Consider the following 24,121-nt stretch of genomic DNA (forward strand, 5'->3'; position numbering starts at 1 on the left):
TTCGTTTAACAAAAACTCGTGTTTACCAGAAGGTAATGAATAAGCCTGCTGTCACTGCCATTCCAACATAATTGTTGTTTAGGAAAGCTTGGAAACATAAATCTCGATCACGGTGGCGCATCAGATGTTGTTGATACACAAACAAGCCCCCCGCAACCAGCAGTGCCCAATAAAAGGTATCTCCTAATTGGTAATGCATGCCTAACGCTATCAACATCGCCAGTGTCACTAGCTGTAAGAAGCCAACGATCAGCTTGTCGAAACGACCAAATAGAATCGCCGTCGATTTGATGCCAATTTTTAAGTCGTCATCTCGGTCAACCATTGCATATTGTGTGTCGTAGGCGATTGTCCACAGCGCATTAATCACGAAAATAAACCAGACCACACTAGGTAGCTCATCAGTTTGCGCCGCCCAAGCCATTGGTATCGCCCAACTAAACGCTAAACCAAGGAATAGCTGTGGGAGGTGGGTAAAGCGCTTCATGAAAGGATAAATGAAGGCTAAGCCAACACCGATAACAGAAAGCTTAATCGTCAGCGGATTCATGGTTAGAACCAGTAAGAATGAAACCACAGCTAGCACTAAAAAGAGCAGAATAGCTTCCTTACTGGAAACCAAACCTGAAGGTAATGGACGCTGCTTGGTACGTTTTACATGACCATCCACTTTACGATCAGCAAAATCATTGATTACACAGCCAGCAGAACGCATCAATACCACGCCGAGTACGAAAACCACCAAGACATCAAAATCAGGCATGCCTTGTGCGGCGATAATCAGTGACCATAAGGTCGGCCAAAGGAGTAACAGGGTACCAATCGGGCGATTCATTCGCGTTAATTGCCAATACGCCTTCGCTTTGGTGGCAAGCATTTACACACTCTCCTTAGAGTAAATGGGGGATGTTGGTAAAAACAGTTCTGCCACAAGCATCGGTTTATGGTTCATCCATAATCGAGAACGACGTGCGAGCAGTCGCTCATCGCCTGCGATAACCCAACCGACTTGCAGCGCATCTCGCTTCACGTTCTCCGCGCTGAAAACCGTTAAACCAAGCGGGACATTACCTTGTTGAGAAAGGTCAGAATGCTGATCGTCTAGCGTGACTCTGGGAATTAGGGTACGACCTAACACCCACGGGGTATCATCACCCTTTAAAATCACTTTACGCAATAAGCAATCAAACGATGATAAAAGATGTTCCTCGTCTTGTTGTAGCCTTGAGCGTTCTACAACTTGGTTATGAAGCAACTCAACAGACAGGTGCTGACAGCTCTTGCCCAACTTACGGGAAAGAGAACCTTGCTCCATCAGCCACTCTTTGGTGGTTTCATTAGGAAAATCAAATGTTTCTGTACTTTGCCAATCTACATTCATTAACGAATTAAGATACAGCGATATTGGCTGATTCATACTAGTATTCAATAGGTGACTTTACACGTACAATAAAGCTTCAACTTTCGAACAAAATTAAAGCGTTCTTCGAATTGTAAACGTATTTAGATTTAGACCGCTCATTGTAACAAGACTAATGCGTTTCGAATATCGCGAATAAACTAAAGAAAAGTCACAAATATGCACAAACGTTATGTAGCCCAAATATTTCTTGCGATTAGCCTTCTTTTTTCAGCACCAAGTTTTGCAGAGGAAGAGTCTGGGCCTAAACTCGCCTACTTCACACTAGAGCCAGACCTCACTACCAATTTTTACACTAAAGGTAAAAATCTCGGCTACATTCAGGTACGCCTCGACATCATGGTAGCAAATAGTGACGACCTAGCGGCCATTGAACATCACCAACCTTTGATTCGTGATGCGGTGATTGAATTACTTGGCAAACAAAACGAAGAAACCATTAAATCTTTGTCTGGTCGTGAAGATTTAAGAAAAAGCCTAGTTGAGCACCTCAACAAGATTCTGCTTCCGGAAACAGGCAAAACGATCATTGCTGACTTACTGTTTACTAAATACCTCTACCAGTAAAAGTTATTACCAATAGATTCCCAATAAAAAAGCGGCCAGTGGCCGCTTTTTTGTCTTTATCGTTTCTCTATCAATGAAAGATCATCATTTAACTTCTTGCTGAGTTCGGCGCTTTCATTGCATCAATAAAACCAATGATCACACCAGCCGCTAAGCCAGCTAGATGCGCAGTATTGGCGATGGCCATGAACGGCTGCATATAACCCAAGACTAACCACACCAACATAAAACCGACGATTTGTCGTGGTATACCTAAGCCAAGCTGAGGTGCTTTTGCACCCACTACCCACAAATAACCGACCAACGCATACACCACGCCAGAAAGACCACCAAAGTTCGCTCCCTCAACCCAGTATTGTCCAGCTCCTGAAAGTGCTGAAGACACAGCAAAGATCTGAAGCAGTTTGAGACCGCCTAACTTTTTCTCTATATCTCCGCCCAGTTGCCACCACCACAAGATATTGAACGCGATGTGCATAACAGAGAAATGCAAAACAGCGTGACTTAACCAGCGCCAAAGCTGCCATTGTTGTCCATCAACCGCAGGAAAATGTAAGGCGTTAAAGATTGCCTGACCAAAACCTATCTGCTGCAGAGCAAAAATAACGACACATACCAGCATGATGCTGAGTGTTACTGGGCCTGCTTTTGCTTTTATCATGCCCATGAAGCTCGGGGTGTGATAATGAAAGTTGCTCTTTCTGGTTTCTGCCATATCCCAAGACGCTGCTTGGTAGCGTTTATGGTTTGGCTCAGACAAGAAACGATTGAGCTCTGATTCCGTCTCGACCTGATACTGACCATCCGTCAGCCAAAGAGCAAAACGCCCCTCACCTTCAGGAGACATTTGAATAGGGATCTGGCGAGAAGCCATGTAATCAATAAATGCTTGAGCAAGACGCGGGTTATCTAACACCATCAGTCTAATCATTATCACTTCCTATTCATTCTACTGAGAAACGTTTAACGCAACTAGCCAGCGTTCACTGGAAGTTCTGCGCGATGCCAGGCTTCAAACCCACCATCAACACTATATACCTCTTCGAAGCCTTGGTTCACTAAATATTGTGCAGCGCCTTGGCTACTGATGCCGTGATAGCACATCACTAAAATAGGCTGTTCAAACTCAACTTCATCCATGAACGACACCATCGTATCGTTAGTTAGATGATAAGCGGTTTTAGAGTGAGCAACCGCAAAAGACTGCGGATCGCGGATATCGACAAGTCGAGCTTCACCTTGCTCTATAAGGGCTTGAGCACCTTTAACATCGATATGTTTAAACTGGTCCATAACTTTCTCTTTTATGCTGATTTACTTTGCTGCCATTGTAACCTATCCCAAGGCTAACAATCACATCCACTTAATAAGGTTATCCACCAGCGATCACTTTTACACCGATTGTGGATAAACCTGTGAATTGCGTGAATAAAGTGGTTTTTGGAAAATGGATCCACAACATATAGTAATGATCCTGATCTAGCTGTGGGTTACTTAAAACATATCCCCACACCAAAAACCCTTCCAAAGCCTTACTACACCCTGCTTTTAGACAGCTGACGAATAAACTTCTCACAGAGTTATCCACAAAATCACAATGCAAATATCGATCGCAAAAGCTGAGAATTCGATCCAAAACAAAAAGGCCGAGATCTCTCGATCTCGGCCTTTTCAAATTCTAACTTTTTATGCTGCTGTTAGTTTAGTGCTTAGAAGTCGCCAACGGCTTGTTTCAACTTCTTCATGGCATTCTTCTCTAACTGACGTACACGCTCAGCTGAGATGCTGTAGGTATCCGCTAAGTCTTGCAGGGTCGACTTGTTATCATCCAACCAACGTGAGCGCACAATATGCTGGCTACGTTCGTCTAAGCTCTTCAAGGCGAGCCCTAAACGATTATTGGTATGAGATTCCCAGTTAGCCGCTTCAACCGTTTCAGCAACGTCTGACGCTTTATCTTCTAGGTAGTAAATCGGAGCTGTGTAAGCAGAACCGCCTTCGTCGTCATCCACCGGTGCTTCAAAGGTCGCATCTTGTGCCGCTAAGCGAGATTCCATTTCACGAACTTCTGAAGGCTCAACGCCCAGTTCACGCGCTACAGTCTCAACTTCACCATTATTGAACCAGCCTAAACGCTTCTTAGATTTACGCAGGTTAAAGAACAGTTTGCGCTGCGCTTTGGTTGTCGCAATCTTAACGATACGCCAGTTACGCAGTACATATTCGTGAATCTCAGCTTTGATCCAGTGAACAGCGAAAGAAACCAGTCGAACACCCACTTCAGGGTTGAAGCGCTTCACCGCCTTCATTAAGCCGATGTTACCTTCTTGGACGAGATCAGCCATTGGCAGCCCGTAGCCAGAGTAGCCTCTTGCAACGTGCACCACGAATCTTAGGTGTGAAAGGATCAAACCTTTCGCAGCATCGATCTCACCTTTGTAATGTAATCGCTCTGCAAGTCCACGTTCCTCTTCAGGCGTCAGCATTGGGTAGCTGTTCGCTGAGCGGATATAGCTATCTAAGCTATCTTGTGTGACTAAAGCCATTTGATACGATTGGTTTGCCATTCGGTTCCTCATCAATCTCTGATCTGGAGTAATATATCTATTAAAACCCGACAATCTTGAACCTAAAATGAACAGGATTCAAGAAGGGGGAAGTAATTATGCATAATCAATTCGTCTATACAAGGTAAAAACTGATTAAAAAGTGCCTATTTATCGTCTAAATATGACTCTATTCAACTAAACAGGTTCAATTTCTTTTAGGTGGCGCTGTGCGGAAAGCTTCGCAGCCACGCTGCCTAATAGGGTTCCAACGATCAAAAGCAGTAACGATTCGTCCCAACTTAAGCCAATCAGTCTAAAGTGACTATCGTAAAGCTGAGCTAAATCATCAACCGCACTATTCAGTAAAACAGTAATCAGCGCCGTCATTACCCAAGCGCAGATCGCGCCTAACACACCAAACCACATTCCAGAATATAGGTATGGGCGTAAAATGAAGCTATCGGTGGCACCAATCAGCTTCATGGTTTGAATCTCTTCTTTATGCGCCAACACATTAAATCGTAATGTATTGCCAATAATCAAAAACACAGCGCCCAGCATAAGCACGGTTAATGTAATCACGATGACGGCCGCCAGTGCTTTGATCGCATCTAGCCTTGCAAGCCAATCTTCGTCTAAACGAACATCGGTCACAAGCTCTTGCTTCTTAACCTTGCTCGCCAATTCTTTGATTTGCATGTCGTTGTGTACACTTGGCGTAATCACCAACACACCAGGTAACGAGTAATCATCTAAAATCGTCAGTGCATCATCAAAACCAGAATACTTGCTCAGATCAGCAAGGCCTTGTTGTGGTGAAATGTATTCAACCAACTCAACTTGATCCCAACCTTCTATCTCATCTTTAAGCACTATCACTCTCGGCTCAGGAATTCCATCCTCGACGTAAGCACTGATTTGTGACGGACTAGTGACGTCTTTAGCTACCTCTCCAACGTTTTTACCTAATAGATATAAACAGGCAGGCATAGCCAAGGCCATAGAAATAACAGCCAGCGTCAACAGGTTGCCGATTGGGCGTTGCCACATTTGCGAAAAAGATGATTTGGCTTGTTTCCAATGAACAACAAAAAAGCCGTCACTAGCAGCACGGCTAGTGGCTCGATTAGATTGAGGTTTTTTAATGCGCTTATTCGCGGCCATAGTCTTCAACCTCACTCAAAAAGCCTTGGTTTAATTCAAGATGACGGTATTGAGGGCGAGTGTTCACTAACCCTATATCATGCGTCGCTAGTATGATCGTTACGCCCGCGCGATTGAACTCTTCAAATAAACGCAGGACACGGTTCGACAATTCAGGGTCTAAGTTACCGGTCGGCTCATCCGCTAAAAGCAGGGTTGGACGGTTAACCACAGCACGAGCAATACCGACTCTTTGCTGCTCACCACCAGAAAGCTGGCTTGGCAAACAACGAGCTTTGTCTAGTAAGCCGGTTTTATCCAACGCAGCACTGACTCGGCGCTTTATTTCATTTTCAGAAATAGATTCAATACGCATAGGCAGTGCGACGTTATCAAAGATAGAACGATCCATCAGCAGGCGATGGTCTTGAAAGACAATCCCAATATTACGGCGTAAAAAGGGAATGTCTTTGGCTGGTATACGAGTGATATCGTGGTCGTTAAACCAAACGCGGCCATCAGTTGGGCGCTCAATGGCGCAAATCAACTTCAGCAAGGTACTTTTACCAGCACCGGAGTGCCCGCCTAAAAATGCCATCTCTCCACGTTTGAGGTGAAAGTCCACTTTTTGGAGTGCCTGGCGTCCGCCTCGGTAGGCTTTACTCACTTGCTGAAATTTGATCACCGAAAATTCCTCTTACGATCACTCATATCAAACTTAAAACGCTAGCAGGTTAAGGATAAACCACTTTGCTACACGAGTTACTCTTCACGACTAAATAGTGCTTCAATAAAGTCTTTCGACTCAAATGGACGTAGGTCATCAATGCCTTCGCCCACACCAATGTAACGAATTGGAATCTGGAACTGGTCAGCAATTGAGAAAATCACACCACCTTTCGCCGTACCATCTAGTTTAGTTAGCGTAATACCCGTTACCGGCGCTACTTCACTGAATAGTTTCGCTTGGCTGATCGCATTCTGACCAGTGCCAGCATCTAGCGTAAGCATGATTTCGTGCGGTGCAGAGTCATCAATCTTCTTCATTACACGAACAATCTTGCGGAGCTCTTCCATCAAGTTGCTCTTGTTCTGCAAACGACCTGCAGTATCAGCAATCACGACATCAACACCGCGCGCTTTAGCGGCTTCGATAGCATCGTAGATAACAGAAGCACTGTCTGCGCCAGTATGTTGAGCAATCACAGGAACGTCATTACGTTGTCCCCAAACTTGAAGTTGCTCTACAGCTGCTGCACGGAAGGTATCACCTGCCGCCAGCATCACTTTTTTGCCTTCGCCTTGGAATTGTTTCGCCAACTTACCGATAGTGGTCGTCTTACCCACACCGTTCACACCCACCATTAAAATAACGTAAGGCGTTTTCGTTGTATCAACCACAAGAGGCTGTTCAACTTGGCTTAGGATTTCTGCCATCTCTTCTTTGAGCAGACCATATAGAGCTTCACCATCTTTTAGGTCATTGCGAGATGCTTTTTCTGTCAGGTTTTCAATGATCTTAACGGTAGTATTCATACCCACGTCAGCGATCAAAAGTTGCTCTTCTAGTTCTTCAAACAGATCTTCATCGATTTGTTTGCCTTTGAACAAGCCAAAGAAGCCAGCACCGATATTCGCTTTTGTGCGGCTTAGGCTGCGCTTAAGACGCGCAAAAAAGCTTTCTGTTGGCTTCTCTTGAACTTCTTCAATCTTAGCTTGAGGAACAACAACTTCTTCCTGTTCTGCTTCTGCTTCTGCTTCTGCTTCTGCTTCTGCTTGGACAGGTTGCTGCTCTTCTTGAATCTCTTCAAGTGCTTGATCTGATTCAGCAAGCTCAGATTCAACTGACTGAGTTTCAGTTGGCTTAGCTACTTCAGCTTCAGTCTCGACTTGTGATTCAACTTCAGTTTGCTCTTCAACGTTTTCTACGTTCGCTTCATTCTGAGTTTTTGGGCTTTGTTCTTCTTCACCAAAACCAAGCCACGATAATAATCCGCGCTTCTTTTTTTCCGTCATCAGAGGAGTTTCCTAGATCTACTAATTAACTGCATTGACTTAATGCACGTCGACTCTTTGCTATTGTTATACAATACAAGCTTGTACAAACGAATAGTAAAGAAAAATGACAAAGCAGTGATAAGTTTGCTTTTAGCTTGATACACTTTGTCATTGCAAATTTATTTAATACCCGAACCCAACTAAATTGGGCTCGGTATAGTATCACTTTATTAGCGGTCAAAAAATCTATGGTAAGACGTCGCCAGCAAAACACATCACAAAAAAAGCCATCCGGAGGCTTTGTTCGAATTATTAGTGGCTCATGGAGAGGTAGAAAACTGCCCGTACATGACTTAGAAGGCTTACGCCCGACCATTGATCGAGTAAAAGAGACTCTCTTTAACTGGGTAGCACAAGATATCCCACACTCGACTTGCTTGGATGTATTTGCCGGTTCTGGTGGCCTAGGTTTTGAAGCGGCTTCTCGCCAAGCAAAATTAGTGACGCTACTAGAAATGAATCAGAAGGCCGCTAAGCAGCTTGCTGATAATGCAAAAGAGCTCAAAGCAGACAACATCAACGTGGTAAACACCGATGCGATCTCTTTCCTCAAAAAGCCGGGGACTCCTTACGATATGGTCTTTCTTGATCCTCCATTTCGTAAAGGCTTATTAGCTGAAACTGTGGAGCTTCTTGAGAGCAATGGCTGGCTTGCCGACAATGCCATCATTTACGTTGAGACAGAAAAAGAATTACAACTCGAAGCAATGCCAGAGAACTGGGAATTGCATCGCGATAAGACCACGGGGCAGTCGAGCTACCGCCTGTTTAATCGAACCACTGAAGAATAGGAGTTATTGAATGAAGTTCTTGCTTCCATTAGCCAAAGCGGCCATCGCCTTTGTTTGGTTTATCTTAATCGCAAATATTTTCTACCCATTCCCAGGTAATGCTGCGATTGCGCTTTATATCATGACAGCATTCTTGTTCTTCATGCACGGCCTGCAGATGCTGATCTTTATCGGTGCTTTCGGCGACAAGATCGAAATGTCACGTTGGGAGAAGTGGTCAATATTGATTTTCGGAGTCTTTGCCCTACTCGATATCCGACGCAAACACATGATGTAATCGAGCTAAAGGCTAGATATACAAGCTTCAGTACACAGTACTCGAGCAGAAAGCCTAGTGACGAGAAAGATAAATACAAAAACGCTGCTCATTTGAGCGGCGTTTTTTATTGTTCGAAAAGAAAATGCTAAGACATATAGCTTTTCACACCATCTAGGAACATTTGAGTCGACAGCATAACCAACAGTAAGCCCATTAGACGCTCTATCGCCTTCAAGCCTCTCTCACCAAGAATACGCAGGAAGAAACCATTAAACATAAGAATGAAGAAGGTTACGCCCCATGCCAGTAAAACCGACAGAGACAACTCAAACATCTGGTCTGGGTTTTGAGTTGCCAAAAGAATCAGCGCAGCGATAACCGATGGGCCCGCAATCATTGGAATGGCCATAGGCACGATAAACGGCTCTTCACCCGCGGCTAGGCCTGTGATGCTACCAGCACTTGGGAAGATCATCTTAATCGCGATGATAAATAGAATGATACCGCCAGAAATACTCAGCGTTTCAGGCTGAACGTGCAGGAAGTTCATGATGCTTTGGCCAGCAAACAAGAACAACAACAGAATAACCAGTGCAAACATCAGTTCACGAACAAGAACAATACGACGACGCTTAGGATCGATATGCTTAAGGATTGAGAGAACGATTGGCAGATTACCAAGCGGGTCCATAATAAGAAACAGCATGGTTGCTGCAGATAAAATTTCCATAAGTTTGTCTCGAAAAACGTAAGTCCGCGGAGTATAGCAGCCTCAACATTGATTTTCGAACGCAGTAATAAACGAGTTAACTTATGCTATTTAGAAGGGAATTTAACGAGAGCAAATAGAAAGGTAGAAAGGTAGAAAGGTAAATTAAAGAGTGGAACCGAAAAGATAGCATCCACTCTTCTTATCTATAAAAGCCAAAAGGCTCTAAAAACCAAATCATTGGTAATTAGTGGTTACATACACGTTCGCGATTGGTGCAAAGCTTATCATCGACAACCACAACCTTTTCCATCTTCAGGAAAAACTTAAGTAGACCATCCAAATCTAAACCACTTAGCTTACAAGTATGGAAACGAGCTTCTGTGCCATACGTTTGAGCGAGTTCTTGTGTTAGCTCTTCGCGAGTCAGTGGCTTCTCACTAAGCAGGTTTAAAACGTTGTGTGCGTGAATTTCAGTCGTCATAACTCTATCTCATGTTTAATGAATCAAATGTAGAGTACCGATTTTCAGCGACGCTGCCTTGATGTAGCTCAGAGTTGAGGGGGCTCTATCCTAAATGGTTAGAGATGCCACGATAAGAGCATGAGCGAAGAAGTAACTGCCCGTTACCCAAAGATAAGCACCCTTGATTGGACTACGATAACAATTTAGAGCATACGCCAATGCAGAAAGCAGCAGCACGCTACAGCCAGCAAAACCAACCGCATGTGATAGCTGAGGCTCAAGCAACCAGAGCTCACCAGAAGCCCATGCAAGCTGAATAAGCACGATGCCCATGATAACCACAGGAAAGACGAGTTTATCTAAGCGAGGCAGAAGTAAAAAGAAAGCAACGACACAAGCCGCTAACAATAATGCAAACAACCACCAAACCATCTCTCCTGAGAGTTGTAGCCAAAATGCCTTGCTATAACAGAGTTGAGCCAATAAAAAACAGACAAAATGAAGCGGTCGTTTTTGAGTCACCGTATGTAGAACATCAGCCACCGCCGAGATAGCTAAGCCAGCGACAATCCAATAAGTATATTCAGCAACGATCGATTGAGTGACCGCCACTACCGCCAACAAAACAAAGGTAAACACCTTGTACACTAAGGCCTGACCGATATGTCCATGTTTCGTCCCTGCTATCGCTCCGATACCAGATAAAGAAACCGCTAACCAACTCCACATACCAATTGCCCTATTGCTTTAAAACGTCGCCAGTCTAGGCACACGAGTGTTGATGTAAAGCCTCAGCCCCTCAAAATTGGATCTTGATTACGCTTCCACTAAAAAGAGCCTCTTTCGATTGAAGTCCTAACAATTACCGTCGTGATATTGGTTATTAGTTTAAAACTAGAGCGATTCACCGTAAAACTCATTTAAAACGACGTTACAGGACTCAGCTTTCAATTTTAGACACTTCTAGATCATTGAAACCCTAATAAACCGTTAAATACCGTCAAAAACCACAACTAAAAATTAAAAATTAAACCAATAAAAATCACTAAAAACAGACACTTAAAATAAATAAACCAGAGTTAACCAGCAAATAAAAACCTCGAGCGACCCTAGGTTTATAAAGTGAGTAACTTGTTTTATTTATACCTATAATTGTCAGAGTTTCCCAAACCTCGTGTCAAAACAACCACCAAAACCAAGCCAAAAACTCAGAAACAAAACCAAATCAAACCTCGCCACCACCAACCTCTATTAATACAGTTTAACAACCTTTAACAATATAAATTACACATAACAACCATTATAAAACAGCAACTTAAACCAAATAAGAACAAACATGAATCACAACGAACAAAATAAGAACACACCAAAACACACAGTTAAATATAGCCAAACAAGCCAAAAACTAATAGTTTTCTACTACTTTTGGAGCTTTCGAAAGTAATTCTTGATCTAAACCTATAAGTGGGCTATTCTTTAAAACATAGCGAGAGACAACCAAATTTAGGAGTAGTGTTATGATTTCATCTTCGCAAAGACAAGGACTTGTAATGATCGCGGTAGTTGTAGGTCTAATGACACTACCGATGATGTACTAAGCAAGTTACAGATAAAAAAAGGGACGCCATGAGCGTCCCTTTTTTTGTTCAATTTTTTCACTTCGAAAACAGATGCAGTGTTAGCACATCCCAGTTCGCATAATAGAAACCCGCGGCAGCTAAAGTCATTGCCATCATCAGTAAGATCGCAACTCGCCAGATAAAACGACCGCTTCGTGGAGTCAGCTCCTTCTCACAGTCGTTACACATCATGATGAACTTATGTTGATCTTCCAACTTAGCCTCATGTTCATTGACTACCTTGTTACGACACGTTGCGATATAACGCAGCTTGATTACCATATCGTGCGGTAGCCTTTCTTCGCAGCTTGTTACAAGCTCATGCAATCCTTCGCCTTCAGCGTGATATTGAAGCCTCAATAATTTCTCTATATTGCGAGTTCTTGTCACCACTTTTTCAATATCGGTCATCTTGGCCCTCCCACTCCACACTATAATTCTAGTCGAGCATTTCCCTATTTTTATACTAAATCATTGCTATTTACATAAGAAAGAGACAATAAATAACAATGCTTTATCCCAAAATTGCCATTAAATGTGATATCAGCCGAAAAATAATCAGCTTAGCTTACAGCAGTTCACGAATAGCGGCTTTAAACACATATCCCTATTGCCCGAAAGACTAGAATAACCATCACGACTACATGGAGGTTATATGCCTAATTCACTCTTTTTTGCCATCTTTGCACTTGCCGGTTTAGCGGCTTGGGTATTTATTGGTTTCTATCGAAAGCACTCGCAAGGTGAAAACGCGCCAGAAAAGAAAGTGAACGTCACGGTATTAGATAAACAATCTATCGACCTTCCTGACGCTGAACCGGGACAAGAAGATCAAGAATACTGGATTTACGTTCAACGTGGTGTCGTGGGCCCGAAACGAGAATTCCAAGTCGGTATCCACTACTTCCATGCTCTTAACCCTGGTGACAAAGGAACCTTAACTTACCAAGGCGATAAGTTCTTACACTTTGCCTTGAAGCGCTAAATGCTAGCCGCTTCAACCACTACAACAACCCATCATCAGCTGCCAACAGCCTTAGCGCTCACAGTTAAGGCAATAGCCAACGTGTTTTCTCTGACTTAGAGACCAACCAACTCATCCATAAAGCCCCTGCACCACTGATCACTATCCATAATGGAATCACCCATGCCGGGTGTCCTTGGTACCAACCGAACTCTTTCATTGGCCACAAGAAAATTGGGTGCAACAAATAAATACCTAAGCTGTGCTTACTGATAAAGCCAACCACTTGATTACTTTTCTCAGATAACCCTTCACCATAGTAACGACACACCATAAACACCATGCTCGCCGCCAGCACCGTATTCAACGTTTTATAAGATAACCAACGCCCTACCGTGTACTCTTGCGCGACCAAACTCGCATCAACCACCATGTAGACTGTGGTCAACAATGCAAGGCCACCAAGCCCCACACTCACGCCAACGGTTAATTTGTTAAGCGGTACCTTCTTGTATAACAGATAACCTAGAGGCAAGTAGCCAGTATAAAGCCATAACTCATGACTCCATGGGCCATCGATTCTTAGTAAGAACAGTAACGTCGTGAACAACCACACCGCAGTGAAGCTATAGACCGCTTTGTCGCCATACTTTCTGACCATGATCTGTAAGAAAGGAATCACAAAGTAGAGCGGGATAAAGTAATAGAAGAAACCAAGATGGTAGTACGTGTAGTGGTGATAGCTATTGAGCAACACCTCCCAACTCACGTCAGCATCAAAGCCCATCGCAGACCAACCAGACAGGTAGGTATAGAAAAGCGACCAGACGATGAAAGGTATTAATACCTTACCTAGACGGCGCTTGAGATAATATTTGGCGTCAAACGGGCGCTGATCGCTCAACATCAACGCACCACTAATCAAAATAAACACGGGCACAGCCCAGCGACTGAAGCCATTGACGGTGATTGCCGTTAACCACTCGCTGAAAGGAATGGTTCCTAGCTCGTTGCGATAAGGTGCCAAAACATGAATCGCGATAACCGCTACGGCCGCGACACATCGTGCTAAATCAAAAAAGAGAATTCGCTGCTTCATGTAAATGCCTGATTAATATTCAATCATTCTACTATAGCAATAAAAAAGCTGACCGGAATAAATACCAAGTCAGCTTATTGTTAAAGGAGAAGCATATCGCGAATTAATCTTATGCCGCTGAGATTTGCGGCACCTTAGGTAAACGCAGAGAGATGACCGTCGTTATTGCTAAGAACGCGAACGATACCCACAAACACGCAGACAAACCGGCCATTTGAAATACCAAGCCCGACAGAATGGTACCAATCAGGCGACCCATCGCATTTGCCATGTAGTAGAAACCAACATCAAGCGACACGCCATCGCCCTTCGCATAACTCACAATCAGGTATGAGTGAAGCGATGAGTTCACCGCGAAGATGGCACCAAACACCATCAAACCACCAATGATCACTAACTCAGGTTGCCAACCGATCTGTACCGCATAGGCAATACCAGCGGTCACAATAGCCAATGCACCCGCCCACAATAGTGCCGCATGGCCATCAGGCACCTCGCCTTGCGCTTTACCGGTAATCTTAGGTGCAATGCCCTGTACAAAGCCGTAAGCGATGGTCCAAGCCGCTAAGAAGCCACCAACCCATGAGTGATCCCACCCAAACACGCTGCCGAGATAAATTGGCAAAGCAATCACAAACCACACGTCACGTGCACCAAATAGGAACATACGCGCCGCCGATAAGATGTTGATGGATTCAGACTTAGAGAAAATCTGTTTGAACTTGGGTTTAGTTTTCGCTTTACCCATGTCCGCTTCTAAGCTCACTAAGCTGCCAATGAAGACCAATGTCAGAACCGCAGCCATCGCTAGCACTGCGTATTGGAAGCCAATCGTCGAAAGCAACAAGCCACCAATAAAGAACCCGGCACCTTTAAGCGCATTCTTAGATCCAGTCAGAATCGCAATCCACTTATACAGCACACCTTGCTGTTCATCAGGAACTAAAGTTTTGATTGAGCTCTTGGCACTCATCTTATTGAGGTCTTTAGCGATACCAGACAACGCCTGCGCGGCCATGACCCAAGGGATGGTCAGCATTGCGCTTGGCACCGCAAGCATACCCAAGGCAACAACCTGCATCCCTAAGCCGATATTCATGGTTTTATTGAGCCCAAGACGAGCCCCTAACCAACCACCGATTAGGTTAGTCACCACACCAAAGAATTCATAAAAAAGGAACAGTGAGGCGATCTCTAACGAACTGTAGCCAAGGTCATAGAAATACAGAACCACCAGCATACGAAGTGCACCATCAGTAATGGTGAAGTTCCAGTAGTTGAAGGTCACCAACATGTATTGGCGAACGCTTTTGCTTAGGTTTGCGAGCATAACATCACACCTATAAAAACGGAGAAAAGCGAAGTAAGAAGAGTAGATAGAGCTTTTGGATCATGATGTTCCAAAAGCTCTTGTAACTGCTGAGTGAGATGTTACTGAGCAGCAACACCTTGAATATAGTCAACCTGAATTGACTTAGTAAGCGCGCCCGGACGCAGTGATTGTACTTCTTGAACAATCTTACTCAGATCCCAACTCTTCTCTAACAGCAGGTGTGCAGCCAGCAAACCAGTCCGGCCAGAGCCGCCCATGCAGTGCATTGCTACCTTGCCGCCGTTATCCACGACTTGGTGTAGCGCAGGGCTCGCCGCCTGCCATTTCTCAGCAAAATCGGCACCAGGTGCACAATCGTCTTCGATTTCGATTTGAAACCATTGCATGCCTAGTGCTTGCGCTTTCTCGCCTAACTTTGAAACGTTCTTGCTCGCCAGTTCTTCACTATCTAGCGCCGTCACAATCACTTCCACGCCTTGCGCTTTAAGTTGCGCTAGAGATGCATCGAGGTCAGTGCCTTTAGTGCCTGGGCACGGAGTAAGCACTAACGCACCTGTTTTTAAATCTAGTTGCCATGTTGGGTGTACTTGAGAATTCGTCATCGTCATCAATCTCTTAAAATTCTTTTGTATATAGACCGATACTCAAAATAATTGGAGTTGCAGCTAGGCAACCAGTAAGTTCAGCCCTATGAGCATAGGGTTCTATGTGATTAGGGCGGCCGGCGCTCCGGTGAACTTACGTAGTTAACAACGCTTGCAGCTTCAAGTATGAAGAGTATTAAGCTAGGCCAACTGTACGTACTAGCTCTGCCGTACGTGTCGCGTAACCCATCTCGTTGTCGTACCAAGCGTAGATCTTAACCATGCGCTTACCCACTAACATGGTTGATAGTGCATCTACGATGGTTGAACGTTGGTCGCCTTTGTAATCGATAGAAACCAGTGGACGCTCTTCAAAACCAAGAATGCCTTTTAGTTCGTTCTCAGACGCTTCTTTCAGCATCGCGTTAACTTCTTCTGCTGTCGTGTCTTGCTTCACTTCAAAGATGATGTCGGTCAGAGACGCGTTCGCTAGTGGTACACGCACTGCGTGGCCATTGATGCGGTTTTCAAGCTCTGGGAATATCTCAACAATCGCTTTAGCACTGCCCGTTGTTGTCGGAATAAGACTCATGCCACATGCACGAGCACGGCGTAAATCTTTATGGGGCGCATCAAGAATAGTTTGCGTATTGGTTAGATCGTGAATAGTAGTGAAAGCTGCATTTTCGATACCCAGCTTCTCGTTGATCACTTTAACCACGGGCGCGAGACAGTTGGTCGTACAAGATGCTGCGGTTACGATTTTATGTACTGCTGGATCGAAGATATTGTCGTTCACACCGACAACGATGTTTGCAATGCCTTCTTCTTTCACTGGCGCCGATACCACAACGCGCTTCACGCCTTGCTCAAGGTATTTATTTAGGAAAGATGCCTTACGGTGAACACCGGTCGCTTCAAGGACAACATCGCAACCAGACCAATCGATCGCATCGATGTCGCGCTCTTGCGTAGTTCTAATGCGTTGACCGTTGATGATCATCTCATCTCCTTCAACCGCAACTTCATGGTTCCAGCGACCTTGAACCGAATCGAACTCAAGAAGGTGAGCCAATGTCGCGGTGTCTCCAGCCACATCGTTAATCTGTACGAACTCGATTTCCGCCCAATCAAACGCTGCGCGAAGTGCTAAACGGCCGATACGACCAAAACCATTGATACCTACTTTGACTGTCATTTTCTATTCTCTCAGCTCGTGGTGAATCTAAAAATATTAAATTAAACGCAACATTGAGGGCGTGAAGTCATGGCTTCTAAGCGCTCAATATCTTGTTGGTATTCAGTTTTCAAACAGTTCGATGCGATAAGGTCATCAATTAACTTTAGCATCCAACCCGGTAAGTCTTGTGATAGACGGTAGAACACCCACTGCCCTTGGCGAACGTCAGTTAAAATGCCGTTTGAGCGCAACTGCGCTAGGTGACGAGATACCTTTGGCTGACTTTCTTGTAATGCCTGAGTTAGCTCACCAACAGATAAGCACTCATTGCGCACTATCAACATTAAGCAACGCACTCGCGTCTCATCAGACAGTAATTTGAAAAATTGGTGAGGAAGCATAACTACATACTCATATATGGATATGCGTATATATTAATTATTAAAAAACGCACGTCAAGGCGTGCGTTTCAATTGTCATAAAAATTTAACGAAGAGAAATCAGAGCTGGTTGGTTACGTTATGACTCCAGCGTTGGGCTTCGGTGAGCTCGGTTTTGACCTGATCAACATTCAGTCCCAAGTGAGCACAGTGCTTATCAATCTGTTGCCAATCCGCATGCTCAAAGCTCTCTTCAAGTGCTAAAAGCGTCCCGTATGGTCCTTCTCTGCGTAACAAAGCGACCTTGATGGTTTTTGAAAGCGGGAGTTGTTCAACCAAGTTTTCTAGCGATAAATCTAACAGGGCATCGAGCGACGAAAACAGACCAATCATGAAGGCTTGTTCAGCATGCCCTGAAAACGGCTGATAGCGGGACATGCGCTGACAGAACTGAGCACGCTGAAGCGATAAACTGTATAACTCTTTCGGCTTTTTATCTGACACATAAGAAGCCACTGCCAGCGAAACAAACATTTTAAGTTTTTCTTGCCCCAGATAAACCAAGGCCTGACGGAAAGAAGAGATCGTCACTTCAAGACGCGGCGACATGGAATTTACGAAGCGTAAAAGCTTGTATGACAACGCCACATCTTTGGCCACGATATTTTCAACTCGTTTAAAATCGACATTGGCTTTACACACTTCTTGAAACAGCTCCATAGCAATCACCTGCTCTGGGCTAATGTACTTGGTTTTGACTATTTCAGGCTTACTGAAGAAGTACCCTTGAAAAAACCGGAAGCCCGCTTCTTTGGCTTGTTGGAATTCTTGTTCGGTTTCGACACGCTCAGCAAGAAAGCTAAACTTCTTCCCTTCGTGTTTTCTTACCAACTCACACGCTTCATCCAAGCCCATCTGCATGATATCGAGCTTAACAATATGCGTGTATTTTAGGAAACGTTCCCATTCTGGTGTTGAAGTAAAATCATCTAAGGCAATCATATAGCCCGCTTGATGCAACTCTTTCACCGCGTCGAGCAATTCGTCCGTCGGTTGGCAGGTTTCAAGGATCTCAACCACGACCTTGTCTTTTGGCAAGCTCAAAGGCAACCGGCGAATCAGGCTTTGATAAGGGAAATTAATAAAACAGCGTGAAGATGGGATCGAAGGGTTAAGCCCAACCGACAAGAAGTTCTCAACAATCAAACGATACGTTGCACGGTTAGACTCAATATGCGCAGGATAGGCATTCCTTTCTCCGTCGCGAAACAACAGCTCATAACCAAGCGTGTTCTTCTTACGATTTAAGATAGGTTGTCTAGCAACGTAGGTAGCGGTCATTTATTGATAACTCTATTGGTTTAACAGTAACTCTATTGGTTTAACAGTAACTCTATTGCCAAAACTAAGCTTTCGCGGCAGCCAGCAAAGCACCGCAACCCATGAACATACCACCAAATATTTTATTTATCTTACCCATTACGCGATCAGAACGAATAAAACGTCCCATTTGTGAAGCTAATGAGGTGTAACCCAACATAACCACGCTATCAATGAATACAGTGGTTACACCAAGTACTAATAGCTGTGGAGCCTGAGGCTGTGTCGGATCAATAAACTGAGGAAACAGAGCCACCAAAAACACGATAGATTTCGGGTTGGTTAGATTAATAAGCACGGCATTGCGCAATAATCTTCCGCTCGATAACGTTGTGCTCTCTTCTGAAGCCACCAAGCTAGAATTATCACGCCACTTTTGAATGCCCAACCACAAAAGATAAGCCACACCGACCCATTTGATGATAGTAAACGCCAACGCGGATTGAGCGACTAGTGCACCAATGCCCGCACCCACCAGCATGATGTGGAATGCTAGACCAAGCTGTAAGCCTGCGATCGACGCGAGTGACTTCTTGGTACCATAACTTAGCCCATTGCTGATTGAATTAACGGTACCTGAGCCCGGAGCCAAACTAAACAAAATCGCCGTGACGACATAAGCAAGCCAAACATGAGTATCCATTTGCATTTCCTTACTAGTTCTTTAATCTAACAACATTAGTAGCGATGACGCTCTCACATGCATCAGTTCAGGTAATTTCCCATGGAAAACCACAGTGCCGCCCCTGTTTCATACACGCAAGAACCTGAGTTCGAGCAAGCGATTAAACACCCGATCCCTGCCCTTTGGCAACAACGAAAAGATGGGTATATCACATCATCTGGTAAAAAGAAGCTGTACTGGTGTAGCTTAACCTCACCGACGCACACCAAAGCCATTGTGATTTCAAATGGTCGCATCGAATGCTGCTTAAAATACCAAGAACTCTTTTACGACTTCTATCAGCAAGGCTATGACGTTTATTCATTTGACCACCAAGGTCAAGGCCAGTCGGAACGTATGGTAACAGACTCTGACATTGGTCACATTCATGAGTTTGATGATTACGTATCAGACATGTCCAACATCATTAACAGTTTTAACCTTAGCCGATATTCCAATCGTTATCTGTTAGCGCACTCAATGGGCAGCACCATTGCCACTCGCTACCTACAGACCAACCCTAACCACCCATTTGACAAAGCGACTCTCTGTGCTCCCATGTTTGGGATCAATACTGAATGGTACTTCAAGCCCATCGCGATGATTGTTGGACAAGTGCTTACTGCTTGCTATACCAAACCAACTTATGCCCCAGGGCAACAGGCGTATTACTCCAAGCCATTCGAAAATAATTTACTCAGCCACAGCAAGGTTCGTTACCAGTGGTTCCGACACCTGTATGACGAGTCACCTTCTTTGCAAGTTGGCGGACCAAGCACTCGCTGGGTATGGCAAGGGTTAATGGCTGCGAAACAGGCAATCCAGCAAACTCGTCAAATCAAAATCCCGCTGCTATTGATTCAAGCCGGAAACGAGAAGATTGTCAGTAACGATGCTCAATTGAAGTTCATCAATAAGCTGAAGAAAACCAACTCAGCTTGCCAGTTTAAAACTATTGAAGGATCTAGGCATGAGGTGTTGTTTGAAAAGGATGAATATCGTAATCAAACACTGGATGCCATTAATCAGTTTTTTGCTTAATGTCAGCGGGATAACAAGAGGCGCGGCGAATAAAAAAGATAAGCGCTAAAGAGGAAGAGAAGTAAGTGAGCTTTGCCCTCTTTTCTTTCGCAGATTTGGCATACAATTTCTGCATAGAGATATTGTACTTTAGAGGATGCTAGCACTGGCTAGTGTCGATATCAGCTAAGCATTTTGCAATGAGGGTTAAATGACTATTCCTGCACTAAAAGATTCCGTGAAAATCGTTGCCTCTGATTTAGATGGTACGCTTCTGGCTCCCAATCATCAGTTAAGCGCCTTTACCAAGCTAACACTTAAGAAGTTACACGACCAAGGCTACACCTTTATCTTCGCGACCGGCCGCCATCATGTAGATGTTGCGGGTATTCGTGAGATAGCAGGGATTCCGGCGTATATGATCACTTCAAACGGTGCACGCGTGCACGACCAAAATGATCAACTAATGTATAGCCAGAACGTGCCTCAGGATTTAGTTCAGCCTGTTATTGATGTGGTTCGCCAAGATCCAAATATTTTCATTCACATGTACCAGAATGAAGATTGGCTACTGGACCGTGAAGACGAAATGCTAGCAAAATTCCACAGTGAGTCAGGCTTTAGCTACAAGCGATTTGAAGCCGACAAAGCACCAAGTGATGGCATTGCGAAAGTCTTCTTCACGCACCCAGAGCAAGACCATGAGTATCTGGTCACATTTGAGCAGAAGCTAAAAGACGCTTTTGGAGACAAACTCAATATCGCCTTTTCAACACCTTGGTGCCTAGAAGTCATGGCCGCTGAAGTCTCTAAAGGGCATGCCTTAGACGCTGTTGCGAAATCACTCAATCTGACTCTCGAGAACTGTGTTGCCTTTGGCGATGGTATGAATGATGCTGAAATGCTCGCAATGGCCGGTAAAGGTTTAGTCATGGAGACTTCACATCATAAAGTGAAGGAAGCGCTACCCAATAATGAAGTAATCGGCAGTAATGCCGACGATGCGGTTGCGCACTACTTAGAAAAGCACCTGCTTTAATCTAATCTAGTCACAGAAATCTGAATAAATAAAAAGGCAGCCAATGGCTGCCTTTTTTGAACCTTACGCTAAAAGCCTCCTCTAACGCTAACGAGAGCCGAGTACTTCTTTCCCTAAGATCGCCTGCCACTCCTGTTCAGTAACAGGCATGATAGATAAGCGATTGCCTCGTTTAACCAGCGGCATTTCTGCTAGCTCAGGCATAGCTTTCAACGTTGCTAAAGGGATCAAGCGCTCAGTTACTCGCACAAATTCGACATCAACCATTATCCAACGCGGATTCTCTGGCGAAGATTTAGCATCATAGTAATCACTTTCTGGGTCGAATTGAAAATGATCTGGATAGGCTTCTCTGGTTACCTTAGCGATCCCTGCTACGCCAACTTTTTTGCATGATGAATGGTATATCATCACCAGATCTCCAAGCTTGACGTCATCACGCATCATGTTTCGAGCCTGATAGTTGCGTACACCCTCCCAACAAGAGGTTTTTTGCACTCTAAGAGTCTGAATAGAGAAGGTGTCGGGTTCTGTTTTAAATAACCAATATGCCATAATAAATCCAATTAACGGTTGCTCCGAGGAAGATATAACATGAAGGTAATGAAAAACCCAGTGACATGGCTAGTCGCATTCGCTTTGCAAGGCTGTGTATCGGCTCCAGATACGCCGCAACAACCTGAATTACCACCAGCAACCTTAGATGAACCACTGAGCATTCAACCGCAAACCTTCATCATGCGTGGTCAAGTTGTGGTGGGCCATGAGAGCCGAACTTTCACGCCTTGCGGCAGCCAACAACAATACTGGTTAGATTTATCACCAGAGTTAGCGCTCGAAGCACAAGGGCTCGCCACTAGACCTTATCAAGCCTTATACGGTGAGCTTATCGGCCATTTAACCGTTCCTAGCCAAACGGGATACAATGCCGACTTCACCGCACGCTTCGTAGTTGACCAAGTCAATGTGCTAACGGCAGAGAACCCTGAACGTTGTGACCAACCACTTCGCGCAACACGCGCTTTTGGTAACGAACCTTACTGGTCAGCAACCTTCGATAAAGACCAACTCAAATACACTAAGATGGGCGAAGAACCTCAGCGCCTCGATATCGAATCAAGCCGCACCTCACCAAGCACTCGCGACTACCAGCTTAAAGGTAATCAGGGACAAGGTGAGCTAAACCTTAAAAAAGAGAGCTGCAGCGATGGCATGAGTGACTCTATCTATGGCTGGCACGCCAAACTTAATCTCAATGACAGCAACTACAATGGCTGTGCAATGGTGGTCAATCAAGATCCAACGCTGAACTGGAGTGGACTCTACTTCGCAAGCTCAACGCAGAACACTGGCTTCTCTATCAACCTAGAACTCAACGATGACCACAGCGCTATTACGACTTACTCGTACAGCAATGGCGATCCTTCTATTGTTGAACAGGGCTTCTGGCAGCAACTTAACCAAAATCAGGTACAGGTTGTGATGACTCGTCACCAGCAACAGTACTTAATCTCTGAGCGCGTCTTCACACTCGATAACGGCAAACTGGTCGCTGAAAAAGAGAAAGTGGGCAATGTTGTCTACCCTATTGCCAATGGCGGTCTAGTGCTATTTGAAGCAAAGAGTGCACAAGCGCAAGTAAACACGACCACGGCCGTTGATCTCACCGCAAAGCAAATAAACTCGAGTGATCAACTTGATCAAAAAGTCGACCAAGCGATCCGTGAGTATTTTAAGATCAACAACACCGATCCAGACAATACTCAGTACCGCTGGCTAACCTACGATCTGAACGGTGATGGCAAAGAAGAGTTGTTTGCTCAACTGAACTGGTGTGGCTCGGGTGGCTGTACATTGCTTATCTTTGAGAACCACCAAGACAACTGGCGCTTCAATAGCCGAGTGACACTGGTTAAGGGCGATATACGCTTAGGAAAGTCGCAAAATCATGGCTGGCAGGATTTGATCTTCAATGTCAGCGGCGGTGGAGCAACACCTGCGAAGCACACGCTGTCTTACACCGGTGTTAGCTACCCACTGAATACAAGTGTCGCTCCAGTTGCAAATGATGCTGATATCAGCGATGTGGTTCTGTTTGCTGATGACATATCACCAGCGCAAAGCGGAGTTAAGCTATAACCATGAGTAATCAACAAGCTTGCGGTGGTTGTGGCTTCACTCATCAATGTATTTGTCACCGCATACCAAGTGTTGAAAGCCAAACTGATCTTGTACTGCTGACTCATGAGAATGAACTGTCGCGAGACACCAATACCGGAAAGTTACTTGAGCAATCTATTCAGCAGTGTCAGTCCTTCGTGTGGCAACGAAAAACGCCACCAGAAGCGCTGATTGCCTTACTCGAAGACAAAGCATTGCAGCCTTTTTTGCTGTTTCCAAGTGACAGCAGTATTGAGTGCCAGCAAGCCATGTCATCTGTAGCTGGAGATCATAAGCCGTTATTCATCATCTTGGATGGGACATGGCAGGAAGCGAAGAAAATGCTCAACAAGAGCGCGTGGTTAAACACCATTCCTCAAATCCATCTCGATATCACGACTGAATCGTCATACACCTTGCGCCGCAATCAAGACAGCGGGCACTTATGTACCTGCGAAGTTGGCGTTGAGTTGCTAAAAACGTTAGGTGAAATCGAACCGGCTAAGTTGATTAACGATTACTACCAACACTACCTAAAGGTGTTTCAATCGGATAAGTGTGGTCATTCACTCAAATAGATTAAACCACGTACAAGCTTGCGGTAGATAACGTAAACCGAAACAAAAAGGGTGAGCCATAAGCTCACCCTTTTCACATCTATCGTTAATCTATTGAACCGATCGGTGTTTCACGTGAAACCGACACTCTGACTGCTCTTTGAAAGAAATTTATCTCGT

At 44.6% G+C, this 24,121-nt stretch carries 28 protein-coding genes; 8 read left to right on the forward strand and 20 right to left on the reverse strand.

Annotated features, from left to right (window positions below):
- Positions 1-22: 22 nt before the first annotated feature.
- Together ubiA and ED652_RS13645 are read right to left on the reverse strand one after the other, a co-directional pair.
- Positions 23-877 carry a 4-hydroxybenzoate octaprenyltransferase gene (ubiA, locus tag ED652_RS13640; protein WP_122055173.1) on the reverse strand — a complete coding sequence of 285 codons (855 nt, stop codon included), beginning with the start codon at positions 875-877 and terminating at the stop codon, positions 23-25.
- Positions 878-1,417, reverse strand: a complete 540-nt coding sequence (locus ED652_RS13645) for a chorismate lyase (RefSeq protein ID WP_162929942.1) — start codon at positions 1,415-1,417, stop codon at positions 878-880. It lies immediately after the preceding gene.
- Between the two features lie 162 nt (positions 1,418-1,579).
- Between ED652_RS13645 and ED652_RS13650 the strand changes: the two genes are divergently transcribed.
- Positions 1,580-1,987 carry a flagellar basal body-associated protein FliL gene (locus ED652_RS13650; protein ID WP_122055175.1) on the forward strand — a complete coding sequence of 136 codons (408 nt, stop codon included), beginning with the start codon at positions 1,580-1,582 and terminating at the stop codon, positions 1,985-1,987.
- Between the two features lie 88 nt (positions 1,988-2,075).
- Here the strand turns inward: ED652_RS13650 and glpG are convergent, their stop codons facing one another.
- The 6 genes from glpG to ftsY form a co-directional block, all read right to left on the reverse strand.
- Positions 2,076-2,918: a rhomboid family intramembrane serine protease GlpG gene (gene glpG / locus ED652_RS13655; RefSeq protein WP_017111729.1), complete on the reverse strand. Its 843-nt coding sequence runs from the start codon at positions 2,916-2,918 to the stop codon at positions 2,076-2,078.
- Between the two features lie 41 nt (positions 2,919-2,959).
- Positions 2,960-3,280 carry a thiosulfate sulfurtransferase GlpE gene (glpE, locus tag ED652_RS13660; RefSeq protein ID WP_017104726.1) on the reverse strand — a complete coding sequence of 107 codons (321 nt, stop codon included), beginning with the start codon at positions 3,278-3,280 and terminating at the stop codon, positions 2,960-2,962.
- A 416-nt stretch (positions 3,281-3,696) separates the two neighbouring features.
- Positions 3,697-4,554, reverse strand: a complete 858-nt coding sequence (gene rpoH / locus ED652_RS13670) for an RNA polymerase sigma factor RpoH (RefSeq protein WP_122055176.1) — start codon at positions 4,552-4,554, stop codon at positions 3,697-3,699.
- 177 nt (positions 4,555-4,731) lie between these two features.
- Positions 4,732-5,700, reverse strand: coding sequence for a permease-like cell division protein FtsX (gene ftsX, locus ED652_RS13675; RefSeq protein ID WP_122055177.1), 969 nt, complete (start codon positions 5,698-5,700; stop codon positions 4,732-4,734).
- Entirely contained in the window at positions 5,687-6,364 is a 678-nt protein-coding gene (gene ftsE / locus ED652_RS13680; RefSeq protein WP_004736585.1) for a cell division ATP-binding protein FtsE, read from the reverse strand. The genes ftsX and ftsE overlap by 14 nt, the downstream gene beginning before the upstream one ends.
- A 77-nt stretch (positions 6,365-6,441) precedes the next feature.
- Positions 6,442-7,695 carry a signal recognition particle-docking protein FtsY gene (gene ftsY / locus ED652_RS13685; RefSeq protein WP_122055178.1) on the reverse strand — a complete coding sequence of 418 codons (1,254 nt, stop codon included), beginning with the start codon at positions 7,693-7,695 and terminating at the stop codon, positions 6,442-6,444.
- Between the two features lie 230 nt (positions 7,696-7,925).
- Between ftsY and rsmD the strand changes: the two genes are divergently transcribed.
- Together rsmD and ED652_RS13695 are read left to right on the forward strand one after the other, a co-directional pair.
- Positions 7,926-8,528 (forward strand): 16S rRNA (guanine(966)-N(2))-methyltransferase RsmD, encoded by a 603-nt coding sequence (gene rsmD, locus ED652_RS13690; protein WP_017104730.1) that lies wholly within the window; start codon positions 7,926-7,928, stop codon positions 8,526-8,528.
- 10 nt (positions 8,529-8,538) lie between these two features.
- Positions 8,539-8,805: a DUF1145 domain-containing protein gene (locus tag ED652_RS13695; protein WP_009848233.1), complete on the forward strand. Its 267-nt coding sequence runs from the start codon at positions 8,539-8,541 to the stop codon at positions 8,803-8,805.
- Between the two features lie 127 nt (positions 8,806-8,932).
- Here the strand turns inward: ED652_RS13695 and ED652_RS13700 are convergent, their stop codons facing one another.
- The 4 genes from ED652_RS13700 to ED652_RS13720 form a co-directional block, all read right to left on the reverse strand.
- Positions 8,933-9,517 carry a YhgN family NAAT transporter gene (locus ED652_RS13700; protein WP_029223649.1) on the reverse strand — a complete coding sequence of 195 codons (585 nt, stop codon included), beginning with the start codon at positions 9,515-9,517 and terminating at the stop codon, positions 8,933-8,935.
- A gap of 226 nt (positions 9,518-9,743) precedes the next feature.
- Positions 9,744-9,980: a YecH family metal-binding protein gene (locus ED652_RS13705; RefSeq protein WP_017111725.1), complete on the reverse strand. Its 237-nt coding sequence runs from the start codon at positions 9,978-9,980 to the stop codon at positions 9,744-9,746.
- 90 nt (positions 9,981-10,070) lie between these two features.
- The gene (locus tag ED652_RS13710) at positions 10,071-10,691 is read right to left on the reverse strand and encodes a lysoplasmalogenase (RefSeq protein ID WP_102281224.1); all 621 of its coding nucleotides are present in this window, start codon (positions 10,689-10,691) and stop codon (positions 10,071-10,073) included.
- Between the two features lie 926 nt (positions 10,692-11,617).
- Positions 11,618-11,992, reverse strand: a complete 375-nt coding sequence (locus ED652_RS13720; protein WP_029223647.1) for a hypothetical protein — start codon at positions 11,990-11,992, stop codon at positions 11,618-11,620.
- A gap of 244 nt (positions 11,993-12,236) precedes the next feature.
- Between ED652_RS13720 and ED652_RS13725 the strand changes: the two genes are divergently transcribed.
- On the forward strand, positions 12,237-12,566 hold the full coding sequence (locus ED652_RS13725) for a DUF2500 domain-containing protein (RefSeq protein ID WP_004736596.1): 330 nt from the start codon (positions 12,237-12,239) through the stop codon (positions 12,564-12,566).
- A 64-nt stretch (positions 12,567-12,630) separates the two neighbouring features.
- On the opposite strand, the gene ED652_RS13730 is transcribed toward ED652_RS13725, so the two are convergent.
- The 7 genes from ED652_RS13730 to rhtB form a co-directional block, all read right to left on the reverse strand.
- On the reverse strand, positions 12,631-13,644 hold the full coding sequence (locus ED652_RS13730) for an acyltransferase (protein ID WP_122055179.1): 1,014 nt from the start codon (positions 13,642-13,644) through the stop codon (positions 12,631-12,633).
- Positions 13,645-13,753: 109 nt separating this feature from the next.
- Complete coding sequence (gene arsJ / locus ED652_RS13735; RefSeq protein ID WP_122055180.1) at positions 13,754-14,974, reverse strand: organoarsenical effux MFS transporter ArsJ; 1,221 nt, start codon at positions 14,972-14,974, stop codon at positions 13,754-13,756.
- A gap of 101 nt (positions 14,975-15,075) precedes the next feature.
- Positions 15,076-15,585 carry a cyclin-dependent kinase inhibitor 3 family protein gene (locus ED652_RS13740; protein ID WP_174214633.1) on the reverse strand — a complete coding sequence of 170 codons (510 nt, stop codon included), beginning with the start codon at positions 15,583-15,585 and terminating at the stop codon, positions 15,076-15,078.
- Positions 15,586-15,757: 172 nt separating this feature from the next.
- Entirely contained in the window at positions 15,758-16,759 is a 1,002-nt protein-coding gene (locus tag ED652_RS13745) for an ArsJ-associated glyceraldehyde-3-phosphate dehydrogenase (protein ID WP_012605037.1), read from the reverse strand.
- A 41-nt stretch (positions 16,760-16,800) separates the two neighbouring features.
- On the reverse strand, positions 16,801-17,142 hold the full coding sequence (locus ED652_RS13750) for a metalloregulator ArsR/SmtB family transcription factor (RefSeq protein ID WP_017104736.1): 342 nt from the start codon (positions 17,140-17,142) through the stop codon (positions 16,801-16,803).
- A gap of 99 nt (positions 17,143-17,241) precedes the next feature.
- Positions 17,242-18,462, reverse strand: coding sequence for an EAL and HDOD domain-containing protein (locus ED652_RS13755; RefSeq protein ID WP_122055181.1), 1,221 nt, complete (start codon positions 18,460-18,462; stop codon positions 17,242-17,244).
- 64 nt (positions 18,463-18,526) lie between these two features.
- Positions 18,527-19,144 carry a homoserine/homoserine lactone efflux protein gene (gene rhtB / locus ED652_RS13760; RefSeq protein WP_029223645.1) on the reverse strand — a complete coding sequence of 206 codons (618 nt, stop codon included), beginning with the start codon at positions 19,142-19,144 and terminating at the stop codon, positions 18,527-18,529.
- An 81-nt stretch (positions 19,145-19,225) separates the two neighbouring features.
- Here rhtB and ED652_RS13765 point away from each other — a divergent pair, with 81 nt between their 5' ends.
- Together ED652_RS13765 and ED652_RS13770 are read left to right on the forward strand one after the other, a co-directional pair.
- Complete coding sequence (locus tag ED652_RS13765) at positions 19,226-20,206, forward strand: alpha/beta fold hydrolase (RefSeq protein ID WP_122055182.1); 981 nt, start codon at positions 19,226-19,228, stop codon at positions 20,204-20,206.
- Positions 20,207-20,396: 190 nt separating this feature from the next.
- Complete coding sequence (locus ED652_RS13770) at positions 20,397-21,224, forward strand: Cof-type HAD-IIB family hydrolase (RefSeq protein ID WP_017111719.1); 828 nt, start codon at positions 20,397-20,399, stop codon at positions 21,222-21,224.
- A gap of 87 nt (positions 21,225-21,311) precedes the next feature.
- Here ED652_RS13770 and ED652_RS13775 read toward each other — a convergent pair whose 3' ends face one another.
- A complete protein-coding gene (locus tag ED652_RS13775) occupies positions 21,312-21,779 on the reverse strand; it encodes an EVE domain-containing protein (RefSeq protein WP_102269105.1) in 468 nt (155 codons plus the stop codon).
- Positions 21,780-21,818: 39 nt separating this feature from the next.
- Between ED652_RS13775 and ED652_RS13780 the strand changes: the two genes are divergently transcribed.
- Positions 21,819-23,363, forward strand: a complete 1,545-nt coding sequence (locus ED652_RS13780; RefSeq protein WP_122055183.1) for a COG3650 family protein — start codon at positions 21,819-21,821, stop codon at positions 23,361-23,363.
- A 2-nt stretch (positions 23,364-23,365) separates the two neighbouring features.
- On the forward strand, positions 23,366-23,962 hold the full coding sequence (locus ED652_RS13785; protein ID WP_122055184.1) for a tRNA-uridine aminocarboxypropyltransferase: 597 nt from the start codon (positions 23,366-23,368) through the stop codon (positions 23,960-23,962).
- Positions 23,963-24,121: the final 159 nt, after the last annotated feature.

The sequence above is a fragment of the Vibrio sp. Evd11 genome, from assembly GCF_900382755.1.
GTDB classification, from domain to species: domain Bacteria; phylum Pseudomonadota; class Gammaproteobacteria; order Enterobacterales; family Vibrionaceae; genus Vibrio; species Vibrio lentus.

Excerpts from the sequence above, each read along its gene's own strand:
- ubiA (WP_122055173.1), bottom strand. The coding sequence starts at position 877 with ATGCTTGCCACCAAAGCGAAGGCGTATTGGCAATTAACGCGAATGAAT.
- ED652_RS13645 (WP_162929942.1), bottom strand. The coding sequence starts at position 1,417 with ATGAATCAGCCAATATCGCTGTATCTTAATTCGTTAATGAATGTAGAT.
- ED652_RS13650 (WP_122055175.1), top strand. The coding sequence starts at position 1,580 with ATGCACAAACGTTATGTAGCCCAAATATTTCTTGCGATTAGCCTTCTT.
- glpG (WP_017111729.1), bottom strand. The coding sequence starts at position 2,918 with ATGATTAGACTGATGGTGTTAGATAACCCGCGTCTTGCTCAAGCATTT.
- glpE (WP_017104726.1), bottom strand. The coding sequence starts at position 3,280 with ATGGACCAGTTTAAACATATCGATGTTAAAGGTGCTCAAGCCCTTATA.
- rpoH (WP_122055176.1), bottom strand. The coding sequence starts at position 4,554 with ATGGCAAACCAATCGTATCAAATGGCTTTAGTCACACAAGATAGCTTA.
- ftsX (WP_122055177.1), bottom strand. The coding sequence starts at position 5,700 with ATGGCCGCGAATAAGCGCATTAAAAAACCTCAATCTAATCGAGCCACT.
- ftsY (WP_122055178.1), bottom strand. The coding sequence starts at position 7,695 with ATGACGGAAAAAAAGAAGCGCGGATTATTATCGTGGCTTGGTTTTGGT.
- rsmD (WP_017104730.1), top strand. The coding sequence starts at position 7,926 with ATGGTAAGACGTCGCCAGCAAAACACATCACAAAAAAAGCCATCCGGA.
- ED652_RS13695 (WP_009848233.1), top strand. The coding sequence starts at position 8,539 with ATGAAGTTCTTGCTTCCATTAGCCAAAGCGGCCATCGCCTTTGTTTGG.
- ED652_RS13700 (WP_029223649.1), bottom strand. The coding sequence starts at position 9,517 with ATGGAAATTTTATCTGCAGCAACCATGCTGTTTCTTATTATGGACCCG.
- ED652_RS13705 (WP_017111725.1), bottom strand. The coding sequence starts at position 9,980 with ATGACGACTGAAATTCACGCACACAACGTTTTAAACCTGCTTAGTGAG.
- ED652_RS13710 (WP_102281224.1), bottom strand. The coding sequence starts at position 10,691 with ATGTGGAGTTGGTTAGCGGTTTCTTTATCTGGTATCGGAGCGATAGCA.
- ED652_RS13720 (WP_029223647.1), bottom strand. The coding sequence starts at position 11,992 with ATGACCGATATTGAAAAAGTGGTGACAAGAACTCGCAATATAGAGAAA.
- ED652_RS13725 (WP_004736596.1), top strand. The coding sequence starts at position 12,237 with ATGCCTAATTCACTCTTTTTTGCCATCTTTGCACTTGCCGGTTTAGCG.
- ED652_RS13730 (WP_122055179.1), bottom strand. The coding sequence starts at position 13,644 with ATGAAGCAGCGAATTCTCTTTTTTGATTTAGCACGATGTGTCGCGGCC.
- arsJ (WP_122055180.1), bottom strand. The coding sequence starts at position 14,974 with ATGCTCGCAAACCTAAGCAAAAGCGTTCGCCAATACATGTTGGTGACC.
- ED652_RS13740 (WP_174214633.1), bottom strand. The coding sequence starts at position 15,585 with ATGACGATGACGAATTCTCAAGTACACCCAACATGGCAACTAGATTTA.
- ED652_RS13745 (WP_012605037.1), bottom strand. The coding sequence starts at position 16,759 with ATGACAGTCAAAGTAGGTATCAATGGTTTTGGTCGTATCGGCCGTTTA.
- ED652_RS13750 (WP_017104736.1), bottom strand. The coding sequence starts at position 17,142 with ATGCTTCCTCACCAATTTTTCAAATTACTGTCTGATGAGACGCGAGTG.
- ED652_RS13755 (WP_122055181.1), bottom strand. The coding sequence starts at position 18,462 with ATGACCGCTACCTACGTTGCTAGACAACCTATCTTAAATCGTAAGAAG.
- rhtB (WP_029223645.1), bottom strand. The coding sequence starts at position 19,144 with ATGGATACTCATGTTTGGCTTGCTTATGTCGTCACGGCGATTTTGTTT.
- ED652_RS13765 (WP_122055182.1), top strand. The coding sequence starts at position 19,226 with ATGGAAAACCACAGTGCCGCCCCTGTTTCATACACGCAAGAACCTGAG.
- ED652_RS13770 (WP_017111719.1), top strand. The coding sequence starts at position 20,397 with ATGACTATTCCTGCACTAAAAGATTCCGTGAAAATCGTTGCCTCTGAT.
- ED652_RS13775 (WP_102269105.1), bottom strand. The coding sequence starts at position 21,779 with ATGGCATATTGGTTATTTAAAACAGAACCCGACACCTTCTCTATTCAG.
- ED652_RS13780 (WP_122055183.1), top strand. The coding sequence starts at position 21,819 with ATGAAGGTAATGAAAAACCCAGTGACATGGCTAGTCGCATTCGCTTTG.
- ED652_RS13785 (WP_122055184.1), top strand. The coding sequence starts at position 23,366 with ATGAGTAATCAACAAGCTTGCGGTGGTTGTGGCTTCACTCATCAATGT.